Here is a 12,761-nt window from a genome sequence, read left to right as displayed (position 1 = left end):
CCTGAACATGGGAGGTTCCATGACCGACGATCAGTTCCCCGACGTGCCGGCCGCTGCGCAGGTCCGGTTGCCCGGCACCTCGGTGGTCGCGATCATCGACTCCGACGACGCGACGGTGGAGATCGCGGTGGTCGTCGCCGATACCCCCCTGCTGGTGGAATCGGTGCTGACCGTGGTGGAGGCCTTCGGACTGTCGGTCGCCGGGATCGAGCACCCGATCCTGCCGGTCCTGCGCGCCGACGACGGGCGGCTGCTGGCGTTCGGCGACGACTCGTCGGGGTATGACCTTTCAGGACATGACGCTGCGGCGGCCGTCGACGAATCCTGGATCAGGGTCCGCGTCTTCCGCTCCGCCGACCTCGACGCGGACCGACTGCACGCGGCCGTGTCCCGTGCGGTGGAGCTGGTGGGTGCGCTGGCCCGGGATGCCGACGCGATCGCCGCCCGGCTGACGACACTCGGGGACGTGCTCGTGGCGCCCGACGACGAACGCGACGAGTATCGCGCGCTGGTCGAGTGGATCGCCGACGGCGTGAACTTCCACATCGTCGGGTATGCGCGCGCAGACGGCGGAGAAGGTCTGGGGGTCTGGTCCGATCCGACGACGGCGCGGGTGGCGCCGCTCGACGGCGAGCACGCCGCGTCGGTCCGCAGGCGCCCGGTGATCGATCGCGGCTACCTCGCCACCGGGGTGCTGCGGACGCGATACCCGGTGATCCTGCGGTTCTTCGACGGTGCCGTGGAGCACCAGTTCGTCGGCGCGTTCAGTTCGATCGGCATCTACCAGTCCGTTCGGGACATTCCGGTGGTGCGTCGAAAGGTGGCCGAGGTGCTGGAGGCACGCGGCTACGACGAGGACTCCTTCAACGGCCTCGCGGCGGTCGAACTACTGCAGACTTACCCGCTGGTCGCGTTGTTCTCCGGCGGCGTCGACGAGATCGCGCACCGCCTCGACGAGCTGCTCGCGGCCAATGTCGATCGATCGGTGCGACTGTTCGCGCGGCGCTGCCACGACGACCGAGCGCTCAGCGTGCTGGCATTCCTGCCGCGGGACCGGTACTCGTCGGACGTGCGGGCGGCGATCATCGACGGACTGGAACGGGAGCTCGGCGGATCGCGGTCGGAGTTCGCGACGCGACTGGGCGACGGACCGCTCGCGCAACTGCAGGTGATGATGCGGGTGGACACCGGTGCAGGCTCCGAGGACGTGCGCATCGGCTCGCCCGCCCATCAGCGACTGGAACAGTTGGTGACGCAGGCGGCGGCGAGCTGGGAAGACGAGGTCCGGGCGCTGCTCGCGCCGGGCGGTCCGGCGGCCGGTCTGCTGCCTGCGGTGTCCACCCGCTACCGGGAGGAGCGTGCGCCGTCCGACGCTGCTCGCGACCTGCCGCTGGTCGTCGACCTCGCGCCGGGAGATGTGCACGTGGAGCTGCGCACCGCGGACGACGGACCGTGGTCCTTCGTGCTGTACCTGGCTGACCGGGATGCCGCCCTCACCGAACTGTTGCCCATGCTGGCCAGTCTCGGACTGACGGTGCTCGACGAGCACCCGTATCGCGTGGACCGGACCGACGGCGTCGGCGTCCGGATCTACGAGTTCACGGTGCGGCCGGCGAGTCACGTGCAGGTGGCCGATCCGTCGGTCGTCGCCGGGCTCTCGGCGCAGGCCTTCCGTCGAATGTGGTTGGGCCACACCGACATCGACGAACTCAACGAGCTCGTCCTGCGGGCGGGCATGAGCAGCGCGGAGATCGCCGTGCTGCGCACCTATGTCCGGTACCTCCAGCAGTGCGGGCTCGGCAACAGCGTCGCCCACTTCGCCGAGGTCCTCGGCGACTACCGGGCCGCGACGCGCGGGCTCATCGATCTGTTCGACGCTCGGCTCGATCCGTCGATCGACGACGCAGAGCGCGGCGACCGGCTCGCCGCCGCCGAGCAGGCCCTGGACGCGGAACTGGCCGCCATCCTCAGCCTGGAGGCCGACCGGGCACTCAGTGCGATCGCCGCCGCGATACGAGTCACGTTGCGCACCAACTTCTTCCGTGCCGACGACCCGGAATGCCGCCGGATCGACGACGGCTACGCGCCCACAGTGGCGATCAAGCTGGCGACCGCGGAGCTGGCGTTGGCGCCGGCGCCCCGCCCGGAGTTCGAGATCTTCGTGCACTCGCCGCGGGTGGAAGGCGTGCACCTGCGGTTCGGCGCCGTCGCGCGCGGCGGCTGCCGGTGGTCCGAGCGGCGCGAGGACTTCCGCACCGAGGTACTCGGACTGGTGAAGGCGCAGGCGGTGAAGAACGCCGTGATCGTGCCGGCCGGCGCCAAAGGCGGCTTCGTGGTGCGGCGGGCCCCGCTGCCCACCGGGGACGTCGCCGCCGATCAAGCCGCACTCCGCGAGGAAGGCATCGCGTGCTATCGCGCGTTCGTCGCCGCGCTGATCACGCTCACCGACAATCGGGTCGACGGCGCGATCGTCCCGCCGCGCGCGGTGGCGCGCCGCGACGGCGACGATCCGTACCTGGTGATGGCCGCCGACAAGGGCACCGCGAGCTTCTCCGACATCGCCAACGCGGTGGCCGCCGACTACGGTTTCTGGCTCGGCGACGCGTTCGCCTCCGGCGGGTCGGTGGGCTACGACCACAAGGCCATGGGCATCACCGCCCGCGGAGCCTGGGAGGCGGTGAAGCGGCACTTCCGGGAGCTGAACGTCGACGTCCAGTCAGAGGAGTTCACCGCGGTCGGGATCGGCGACATGAGCGGCGACGTCTTCGGCAACGGCATGCTCGCCTCCCGCCACACCCGGCTGGTGGCGGCCTTCGACCACCGGCACATCTTCCTCGACCCGAACCCGGAGGCGGCCGCCTCGTACGCCGAACGCGCGCGGCTGTTCGCGCTGCCGCGCTCGTCGTGGGGCGACTATCGCACCGACCTGATCAGCGCGGGCGGCGGCGTCTACGCCCGCGAGGTCAAGTCGATTCCGGTCAGCGATCAGGTGCGGGCCGCTCTGGGCCTGGCCGAGACGGTGACCGCGCTGTCGCCGCCGGAACTGATCCGCGCGATCCTGCGGTCACCGGTCGATCTGCTCTTCAACGGCGGGATCGGCACCTACCTGCGGGCGAGCGACGAGTCCGATGCCCAGGTGGGGGACAAGGCCAACGACCCGGTCCGCGTGAGCGCGGATCAGCTGCGCGTCAAGGTGGTCGGTGAGGGCGGCAACCTGGGCGTCACCGAACGCGGGCGGGTGGAGGCGGACCTGTGCGGGGTGCGCATCAACACCGATGCCCTCGACAACTCGGCGGGCGTCGACTGCTCCGATCACGAAGTCAACATCAAGATCCTGCTCGACGCGCAGATCACCGCCGGGACTCTGGTGCCGGGTGACCGCGACAGCCTGCTGGAGTCGATGACCGACGAGGTGGCGACCCTCGTGCTGGCCGACAACATCAGCCAGAACGCGGAGCTGGGCTGCGCGCGGCGCCGCGCCGACGACGAGGCCGACCTCTACGCCCGCCTGCTCGCCGAGCTGGCCGAGCACGGAGTGGACCTCGCCCTCGAGACGTTGCCGACCCCGGAGGCGCTGCTGGCACGCCGCGCCGGGGAACTGGGTCGGGGGCTCACCAGCCCCGAACTGGCCACGGTGATGGCGCACGTCAAGCTGCAGGCCAAGGCCGAACTCGTGGCGTCACCGCTGCTCGACGGTGACGTCTTCAGCCCGCTGGTGCGGGTCTACTTCCCGGTGCCGCTGCGGGAACGTTTCGCCGACGGTATCGATGGCCACAGCCTCCGGCGCGAGCTGGCGGCCACCATGCTGGTCAACCAGATGGTCGACGACGGCGGGATCACGCACCTGTTCCGCATCGGGGAGGCCACCACCGCGACGGTCACCGAGATCGCCCGCGCGTTCACCGCGGTCACCGAAGTCTTCGGATTCAGTGCGCAGATCGCCGCGCTCCGCGCCGCCGACCTCGACGCCGCGGTGCTCGACGCCATGACGCAACGAGCTCGTATGCTGCTCTCCCGTGCCAGCCGCTGGTTCCTCGAACATCGGCCCCAGCCGCTGGCCATCGCCGCCGAGGTGCGTCGCTACCGGGACGTCGCGCACCTGACCGACCAGATCGACGGGTGGGCGCGGCCGACGATCGCCGCGGACCTGGAGACGGTCAGCGCCGACTTCGTCGCCCGCGGCGCCGATCCCGACCTGGCCCGGGCCGTGGCGCGCGTGCCGTACCGCGTGCACCTGCTGGACATCGCCGATCTGGCCGAGATCACCGACCGGGCCGTGGCCGAGGTCGGCGACCTCGCCTTCGCCGTCCTCGAGCACTTCGCCATCGACGAGTTGCTGGTGGCCGTCGAGCAGCAGGAACGCCGGGACCGCTGGCACCTGCTGGCCCGCCTGGCGTTGCGCGACGATCTGCACACGCTGGTCCGCTCGATCACCTCCGCGATTCTGGCCCTGTCGGATCCGGGGGAGAGTGCCGAGGCCAAGATCGCGGACTGGGAACAGGCGCGCAGCGCCACCCTGTCGCGCGTGCTGGCCACCGTCGACGAGGTGAAGAACGCGACCGAGCCGGGCGTCGCCGGACTGACCGTGGCCGTGCGCGCCCTGCGCAGCGTGGTGTGACCGCGCGGGGGCGTCGCCGTAGGGTGGAGTGACGAGGAGGTGGCACCGTGCCGCACGACGCAGTCGAGATCGACCCGGGCAGAAGACTTTTCGAGGACAACGGGCACCGGACCCCGGACGGCTACGTCGTCCAGGTGCCGGTGCGGTGGTCGGACATGGACGTCTTCGCCCACATCAACCACGCCCGGATGGTGACACTGCTGGAGGAAGCCCGGATTCCGTGGCTCTTCTACGACGACAAGCCCACGCATCCGATGCGCAAGGGCTGCCTGGTGGCCGATCTGCACGTCAAGTACCAGGGCCAGATCCGGCACGACGAGTCGCCGATCGCGGTGACCATGTTCGTCGAGCGCGTCCGCGCCGTCGACTTCACCGTCGGCTACGAGGTGCGCCCGCACGGCGCCGCGCCGGACAGCAAGCCGGCTGTCGTCGCCAGCACCCAGCTGGTGTCCTTCGACATCGACACGCAGCGTCCGCGGCGCATCCCCGCCGAAGAGAAGGAATACCTGCAGTCGTTCCTGCGCGATCCGGCCGCGTCATGACCGAATCCGCCGCTGCGACACGGGGTTTGACCCTCGCCTCGCCCGAAGACCGCGGTGACACCGCGGCGTTCGTCGCGCGCGCGGTGCGCGTGGACGACTCCGGGGTGCTGCGTCTGCGGCGCCGCGACGACGGCCTGGTGGGCCTGTGGGTCCGCACCGGGTTCGACGTCCTGGCTACCCGCGCGGTGTTCGGCTCGCTGGAGCCGACCGACGTGGTGGCCGACGTCGGCGCGGTGTCCGCCTCGCTGGCCGCCGGCGACGACGTGGTGGCCCTGGGTTTCGCTCTGCCTGCGGCCTGGCGCGGTGCGCTGCCCGGGAGCGACGGCTTCGTGCACGTGGACGACATCCCGGCCCGCGAGCTGATCGCGTTGGCGCGCAAGGGTTCTCAGGTCGCCCGGGAGGAGTCCGGAGCCTTAGGCCCTGCCTCGTCGCTATTGGATCAGACGGTCCTCACCGCGAGTCGCGACGATACGCCGGACGAGCGCGCCGAGATCACCATGCGCGCCGTGTTCGCGTTGACCTCGATGGGCTTCGTGCGCGACGGCGACGGTCGCGAGATCACTGAGGACTCGCCGCTGACCGCGATCGCCGAGGGCGAACCGGTCCGGGTCCGGATGAGCCCGGCCTGGATCCGCGTGGACGCGCGCTACGGCTCGGTGTACCAGCGCCGCGCCCGCCTGGGCCTGTCTCTCCTGTAGTCAGACCAGCCAGGCGGCCGAGTTGGGCGCGAGCATGCCGTCGACCAGCGGGAGGCTGACCAGCAGGATCTCGCCGTGCGGCAGGGGGACGGGCGTCTGCGTGGCGTTCAGTGCGCAGATCGCGCCGCCCGGTCGCCGGAAGGCGAGGCAGCCGTCGGGGGCGCCGTACCAGTCCACGCGGGGCCCGCTGAACTCCGGCCGGTCGTAGCGGAGCTCGATGGCCTGCCGGTACAGCGACAGCGTGGAGTAGATGTCCTCCAACTGCTTCTCCACGGTGAACCGGTCCCAGTCCGCGGGCATCGGCAGCCACGTGTCCGGGTTGGTGCTGAAGCCGAACGGAGGCTCCTCGCCTTCCCAGGGGAGCGGCACCCGGCAGCCGTCGCGGCCGCGCTGGGTGCGGCCGGACCGCTCCCAGACGGGGTCGACGAGCGCCTCGTCGGGCAGTTCCACGTTCGGCAGGCCGAGTTCGGCGCCGTTGTAGAGGAAGACGGTGCCCGGCAGCGCCAGCTCGACCAACGCCATCGCGCGGGCCCGGGCGATCCCGATACCGAGTGCGTTCTCCTCCGCGCGGAGCGCGTCGTCGTCGTTGTCGGTCGCCGGGACGGGCGGTGCGTAGCGGCTCGCTTCGCGCTCGACGTCGTGATTGGACAGCGTCCATGTGGGCGTCGCGCCGACCGCGGACACCGCGGCCAGCGACTCCTCGATGGCGTCGCGGATCGCGGTCGACTCGAAGTCGACGGTGGCGAGCCGGAAGTTGAAGCCGAGGTGCAGCTCGTCCGGGCGCACGTACTTCGCGAACTGGTCGTTGGCGTCGACCCACACCTCGCCGACGTTCGCGGTGCCCGGGTACTGATCCATCACGGCGCGGATCCGCCGGTGGATCTCGTGCACGGCCTCGTTGTTGAACCGCGGGTCGTCGTCGGTGTGCTTGAGCACCACCGCGGGCTCGGTCATGTCCGGCAGGCCCGGCGCCTTGGCCATGCCGTGCGCCACGTCGATCCGGAAACCGTCGACGCCGCGATCGAGCCAGAACCGCATGGTGGTCTCGAGGTCGGCCATCACCTCGGGGTTGTCCCAGTTGAGGTCGGGCTGCTCGGGCGCGAACAGGTGCAGGTACCACTCGCCGAGCTCGCCGTCGGCCTCGCGCACGCGGCTCCACGCCGGGCCGCCGAAGACGCTCGTCCAGTTGTTGGGCGGCAGTTCGCCGGTCTCGCCGCGTCCGGGCAGGAAGTGGTAGCGGGCGCGCTCGGGGCTGCCGGGCCCGGCACCGAGGGCGGCCGAGAACCACGCGTGCTGGTCGCTGGTGTGGTTGGGCACCAGGTCCATCGTCACGCGGATGTCGCGGTCGTGGGCTTCGGCGATCAGTGCGTCGAAGTCGGCGAGCGTTCCGAAGGTCGGGTCGATGTCGCGGGGATCGGAGACGTCGTAACCGTGGTCGGCCATGGGGGAGCGCATCACCGGGGACAGCCAGATGGCGTCGACGCCGAGCAACTCGAGGTAGCCGAGCTTGTCCACGATGCCGGCCAGGTCGCCGATGCCGTCGCCGCCCAGGTCGGAGAACGACCGCGGGTAGATCTGGTAGACCACTGCGTCGGTCCACCAGTCTCCGCCGCCGGGCTGGGCCGCGAACGGCGGCACGGGCAGAACCTCGGTGGGATAGTCGGAAGTCACGCGGTGAATCCTGTCATACGGGGCTGTTCATCAGGGATTGCGCGGCCGCACGCAGATACTCCTGCAGTCGGGCGCGGTGCTCGTCGTCGAGCACGTCGGGCCCGATCGAGGCGACGGCGACGTCCATGCACCGCAGCCAGGCATCCCGCTGCGCAGGGCCGATGGTGTACGGCACGTGCCGCATGCGCAGGCGCGGATGGCCGCGTTCGTCGGAGTACGTGTGCGGTCCGCCCCAGTACTGCATGAGGAACAGGCGCAGGCGTCGCTCGGCGCCACTCAAGTCCTCCTCCGGGTACATCGGCAGCAGAATCTCGTCTTGGGCCACCTCGGCGTAGAACCGTTCGGTGATCGCTCGAAACGTCGCTTCGCCACCGACTTGCTCGTAAAAGGTCGTCACGACCCCCATTGTCCATGACTCGGTGCGCGAGCCTCGGGAACCGTCTACGACGCGCTGTAGGCCCTCCGCGCACGCAACGGGTGGAGGTGGGTTAAATTAGACAGCGAAAGACGGTCCGCAGCCCGCGGACTGGACGCGTCCGGAGCGGACGCTCGTCGAAAGGCTGACAGTGGAAGACTTGGTCGTACCCCTCGGGTTGACAGTGATCGTGCTGGTTCTGCTCGCCGTGGCCCTGTGTGTGGTGTCGATGCTGTTCTCCTCGGGGATCACGCGGCCGCGCATTCCCGAGTACACGCTGGACAAGAAGTGGGACCGCGCCCCGGCGCTGTTCAGTGCAACAGAAATCGAACCCATGGCACTGCCTCGTCATTTCGAGCCTGCCGACATCGAGGGAGGGTACGCAAGTGGCAAGTGGTGAAATCGTTTCGCAGGCCGCCGGAGTCGTCGACCTGGCCGGTCATTCCAACGCCGAGGGTCTGCCCCTCGGTGCCGCGACCACGGCCAGCGGCCGTATCTCGGCGGCGCTGTTTCCCGGCGCCACCTTCGACACGCCCCCGTTCTCGCGTGACGAACTGATCGCGCTCGACGAGGCGCTGCGCGACGCCAGCAACCTCGCCGAGGTGCGGTTCTCCGTGTACATCGGTGACTTGGGCGCCGACGTCCTGGCGGATGCCCGCGCGGTCCTCGCGCAGGCGCCGGAGCCGGCCTACGGCACCCTGATCGCCGTCTCCCCGAACACCCGCGACATCGTCGTGGTCTCGGGCGCCGAGGTGGCCGGTCGTGTCAACGACCGCGTCGCCGAACTGGGTGTGACCGCAGCGGTCTCCGCGTTCCGCGAGAACCAGCTGATCGACGGACTGGTCTCCGCGCTGCGCGTGATGGCCACCGCCGTCGCTCGCCCGTAATACACACCGCACCACCACAAGAACCGCCCCGCACCTTTCGCCAAGGTGCGGGGCGGTTCTTGTTCGGTCGGTCAGCCCGCGTCGACGGTGCGGGCCCGCAGCGAGCGCTCCACACCCGCGCGGCCCTCGACGATCAATCGGGCCAGCGCCGGCGGCAGCTCCCGCGCCAGGAAGGCGTCGGCGGCCGCCAGACTCTCCGCACTGATGTCCCACGTGGGGTACAGACCCACGACGACGGTCTGGGCCACCTCGCTGGAGCGCCGCGCCCACAGGTGCGCGACCTCGGCGAAGTAGCGCTGCGTGTACGGCTTCAACAGCTCGGACTGACCGGGGGCGACGATGCCCTCGACCATGGCACGCACCGTGACGTTGGCGACGGAATCGTCGTCGAACGCGGTGGTCCACGCCTGCTCCTTGGCCTCGGCCAGGGGACGGGCCGCACGGGCCGCGGCGGCATGTCGGGCACCGGCGGCGGTGTTGTCGCGTGCGGCCTCGGCGTCGATGGCGGCCGTGTCGATCGCACCGGCGGCGGCGAGTGACTTGATCAGCTTCCACCGCAGTTCGGCGTCCACCGTCAGGCCGGGCAGGCCCACCGAGGCCGGGTCCGCGTCGTCGAGCAGCGCCCGCAGGACCGACTGCTCCTCGGGGCCGGACACCGCGCCGCAGAGCGCGGACAGGAAGGCGAGCTGATGATCCGAGCCGGCCTCGGCGTCGCGCGCCAGCTCCAGCAGCCGGGCGGCGAAGGCGGGGCGACCGGTGGCGGCGGCCCACCCCGGTTCGCTGTAGGCCTCCAACGCGGTGGCCGCCTGCAGCAGCACGCGCTGGACCACGCCGACCTCGGTCTCGGCACCGATGCCGGCGCTCACCAGGGCCACGAAGTCGCGCGCGCGCATCTCGGCCTGGCGGGTCATCTCCCACGCCGCCGACCACACCAGCGTGCGCGGCATCGGTTCGACGATGTCGGCGACCCGCGCGGTGGCGGTGGCCAGTGATTCCGGATCGAGGCGCACCGCGGCGTAGGTCAGGTCGTCGTCGTTGAGGAGCACCAGCGCGCCGCGGTGCACACCGACCAGTTCGGGAACCTCGGTGCGCGGACCGTCCACGTCGATCTCCACCACGTGGGTCCGGGCGAGTCGGCCGTTCGCGTCGTCGGCGTAGATGCCGATGCGCATGCGGTGCACGCGGGTCTCGCCGCCGCCGGGCGCCGCGCCCTCCTGCAGCACGGCGAAGGCGGTGAACCGGCCGTCGTCGTCGACGCGGAAGTCCGGACGCAGCACGTTGATACCGGTGGTCTTGAGCCACTGATCGCCCCAGCCGGACAGGTCGCGTCCGGAGGCCCGCTCCAGTGCGCCGACCAGATCGGCGAAGGTGGCGTTGGCGAAGCGGTGGTCGTCGAAGTACTCGCGGAGTCCGGCCAGGAACGGCTCCAGACCCACGTAGGCCACCATCTGCTTGAGGACCGAGGCGCCCTTGGCGTAGGTGATGCCGTCGAAGTTCACTTCCACGGCAGCGATGTCGGGGATGTCCGCGGCGATGGGGTGCGTGGACGGCAGCTGATCCTGGCGGTACGCCCAGCTCTTCTCGACGTTGGCGAAGGTGGTCCACGCGTTGGTGTACTCGGTGGCCTCCACCTGCGACAGCACCGAGGCGAAGGTCGCGAAGGACTCGTTGAGCCACAGGTCGTCCCACCAGGTCATGGTCACCAGGTCGCCGAACCACATGTGCGCCATCTCGTGCAGGATCGTCTCGGCGCGGCGCTCGTACAGGTATCGGGTCACGCGGGAGCGGAAGACGTAATCCTCCAGGAAGGTCACCGCGCCGGCGTTCTCCATCGCGCCCGCGTTGAACTCGGGGACGAACAGCTGGTCGTACTTGCCGAAGGCGTACGGGATACCGAACGTGCGGTGGTAGAAGCCGAAGCCCTGCTTGGTCTCGGTGAACAGGCGCTCGGCGTCCATGAACTCGGCGAGCGACGCGCGGCAGAACAGGCGCAGCGGAATGGTGCCGTGCTCGTCGACGTACTCGTCGGACCACACCGCGTACGGACCGGCGATCAGCGCGACCAGGTAGGTGCTCATGATCTCGGTGGTCGCGAAGACGTGCTCGACGGCGCCGTCGGCGGCGGGGGTGGTCTCGACGGTCGCGCCGTTGGAGATCACCTGCCAGTCGGCGGGCGCCAGCACCTTCACCGAGTACGTCGCCTTCAGATCGGGCTGATCGAAGCAGGCGAACATGCGCTTGGCATCGGCGGTCTCGAACTGCGAGTACAGGTACACGGCGTCGTCGGCCGGATCGACGAAACGATGCAGGCCTTCCCCGGTGTTGGAGTACGCGCAGTGCGCGACCACCGACAGGACGTTCTCCTCGGCCAGGTGGGGCAGGGCCAGGCCCACCGACTCGTCGTAGTCGGCGACGTCGAGGTCGATTCCGTTGAGATTGGCCGAAACCAGTTGCGGCGCAACCAGATCGATGAACGTCCGGCCGCCCTCCTCTGCGGTGAAGGTCACCACCGTGTGGGAGACGAAGGTGTCCGGACCGGAGGTCAGGTCGAGGGTGATCCGGTAGTTCTGGACGTCGATGGTCGCCGCGCGCTCAGCGGCCGCAGCGCGAGTCAAATTGGGTGCAGTCACCTGTCCGACTGTAGTCCCGCGCGCGGGTGGTGGGGCGCAGCTCAGGGCGCGATGAAACCGCCCGCGCCCGGGAGCGACGGTTGGGCCGCGTTCGGGTAGGCCCGTGAGCCGATCAGGTGGGTGCTGAGCACGATCTGGCCGGATCCGGTGGCCACGTCCCGGTGGTGCGGTGTCGGGTCCAGGAAGTTGGTGCACGGTTTCACGGTGGCGTTGCCGCTGCGGCCGTTGGTGACGTTGAGCCAGTTGATCGAGACCAGGGCGCCGCCGCCGCTGGCCGAGCAGGTGGTCGCGGGGAACGGGGCGGCCAGTCGGGTGATCCCACGCGTGCCGGTGGTGGCCGCGGTGACGTTCCCGAGTGCCGGCATCGGCACCACGAGGCCGCTGAACTGGAGGCCGACGGCCGGCCACTGCACCACGGAGATCGGTGCGGAGGCGATGGTGACGGCGCCGGGCGGTGCCGCCTGGGCGGGTGCTGCGGCGAGGCCCGCCGCCGCGGCGGTGGCCACGACGGCGCCGACGACGAACGCGGCGCGGGTGGCGGTGGTCTTAGTCCTTGCTCGCGATGTAGTCATCGTGGGAGTCCTTCGACGGTTGCGGTCCCCGACCTGTAATCCAACGTAACGGTGATCACGATCTCCTGGCAACCGGCACCGGAAACCGAAGTGCTTGAATGGCTCTATGGCTGATCGTGATCGTGTGGATTTCTGGTTCGACCCGCTGTGCCCGTGGTGCTGGATCACCTCGCGCTGGATTCTGGAGGCCGCGCAGGTACGACCCATCGACGTGAACTTCCATCTGATGAGCCTGTCGGTGCTCAACGAGGGCAAGGAGATCCCGGACTCGTACCGCGAACTGCTGGCCGACGCGATGGGGCCGGTACGGGTGCTGGCCGCGGCGGCCGATCGCCACGGCGACGAGGTGCTCGGCCGCCTGTACGAGGCGATGGGCACCGAACGACACAATCGCGGCAACACCGACGCCTCGATGATCCCCGCGGCCCTGGCCGCCGCCGGACTGGACGCCGACCTCGCCGCGGCCGCCGACTCCACCGAGTTCGACGCCGCGATCCGCACCAGCCACCACGCCGGCATGGACAAGGTGGGCGACGACGTCGGGGCCCCGACCATCCACGTGAACGACGTCGCCTTCTTCGGTCCGGTGCTGTCCCGGATCCCGCGCGGCGAGGAGGCGGGCCGCGTGTGGGACGGCGTGGTCGCGCTGGCCGGCTACCCGCACTTCTTCGAACTCAAGCGCACCCGCACCGAAGATCCGGCATTCGACTAGTCCGGGCCCCGGCCGG

10 protein-coding genes are annotated in these 12,761 nt (G+C 70.2%); 6 read left to right on the top strand and 4 right to left on the bottom strand.

Translation table 11 applies throughout. The features are described from left to right. Positions 1–7: 7 nt before the first annotated feature. From ABD989_RS10830 to ABD989_RS10820, 3 genes are all read left to right on the top strand, one after another. Entirely contained in the window at positions 8–4,618 is a 4,611-nt protein-coding gene (locus ABD989_RS10830) for an NAD-glutamate dehydrogenase (RefSeq protein WP_345313501.1), read from the top strand. A 68-nt stretch (positions 4,619–4,686) separates the two neighbouring features. Then, positions 4,687–5,160, top strand: coding sequence for an acyl-CoA thioesterase (locus tag ABD989_RS10825; protein WP_345313582.1), 474 nt, complete (start codon positions 4,687–4,689; stop codon positions 5,158–5,160). Then, positions 5,157–5,858, top strand: coding sequence for a DUF8185 domain-containing protein (locus tag ABD989_RS10820; protein WP_345313500.1), 702 nt, complete (start codon positions 5,157–5,159; stop codon positions 5,856–5,858). Before ABD989_RS10825 ends, ABD989_RS10820 begins: the two co-directional genes overlap by 4 nt. On the opposite strand, the gene ABD989_RS10815 is transcribed toward ABD989_RS10820, so the two are convergent. Together ABD989_RS10815 and ABD989_RS10810 are read right to left on the bottom strand one after the other, a co-directional pair. Then, positions 5,859–7,496 carry a glycoside hydrolase family 13 protein gene (locus ABD989_RS10815; RefSeq protein WP_345313581.1) on the bottom strand — a complete coding sequence of 546 codons (1,638 nt, stop codon included), beginning with the start codon at positions 7,494–7,496 and terminating at the stop codon, positions 5,859–5,861. It lies immediately after the preceding gene. Between the two features lie 46 nt (positions 7,497–7,542). Further along, positions 7,543–7,935 (bottom strand): globin, encoded by a 393-nt coding sequence (locus ABD989_RS10810; protein WP_345313499.1) that lies wholly within the window; start codon positions 7,933–7,935, stop codon positions 7,543–7,545. Between the two features lie 160 nt (positions 7,936–8,095). Between ABD989_RS10810 and ctaJ the strand changes: the two genes are divergently transcribed. Together ctaJ and ABD989_RS10800 are read left to right on the top strand one after the other, a co-directional pair. Next, entirely contained in the window at positions 8,096–8,344 is a 249-nt protein-coding gene (ctaJ, locus tag ABD989_RS10805; protein WP_345313498.1) for an aa3-type cytochrome oxidase subunit CtaJ, read from the top strand. Further along, positions 8,331–8,831, top strand: coding sequence for a DUF5130 family protein (locus ABD989_RS10800; RefSeq protein WP_345313497.1), 501 nt, complete (start codon positions 8,331–8,333; stop codon positions 8,829–8,831). Before ctaJ ends, ABD989_RS10800 begins: the two co-directional genes overlap by 14 nt. Before the next feature lie 71 nt (positions 8,832–8,902). Here the strand turns inward: ABD989_RS10800 and pepN are convergent, their stop codons facing one another. Together pepN and ABD989_RS10790 are read right to left on the bottom strand one after the other, a co-directional pair. Continuing rightward, entirely contained in the window at positions 8,903–11,461 is a 2,559-nt protein-coding gene (gene pepN / locus ABD989_RS10795; RefSeq protein WP_345313496.1) for an aminopeptidase N, read from the bottom strand. 41 nt (positions 11,462–11,502) lie between these two features. Further along, positions 11,503–12,033: a hypothetical protein gene (locus tag ABD989_RS10790; RefSeq protein WP_345313495.1), complete on the bottom strand. Its 531-nt coding sequence runs from the start codon at positions 12,031–12,033 to the stop codon at positions 11,503–11,505. Positions 12,034–12,139: 106 nt separating this feature from the next. On the opposite strand from ABD989_RS10790, the gene ABD989_RS10785 reads away from it, so the two are divergent. After that, positions 12,140–12,745 carry a mycothiol-dependent nitroreductase Rv2466c family protein gene (locus ABD989_RS10785; protein ID WP_345313494.1) on the top strand — a complete coding sequence of 202 codons (606 nt, stop codon included), beginning with the start codon at positions 12,140–12,142 and terminating at the stop codon, positions 12,743–12,745. Positions 12,746–12,761 lie beyond the last annotated feature (16 nt).

The sequence above is a fragment of the Gordonia alkaliphila genome (assembly GCF_039542465.1).
Taxonomy (GTDB): Bacteria; Actinomycetota; Actinomycetes; order Mycobacteriales; family Mycobacteriaceae; genus Gordonia; species Gordonia alkaliphila.
The sequence above is the reverse complement of the archived record's forward strand: the minus strand, read 5'-3'. Positions and strand labels throughout refer to the sequence as shown.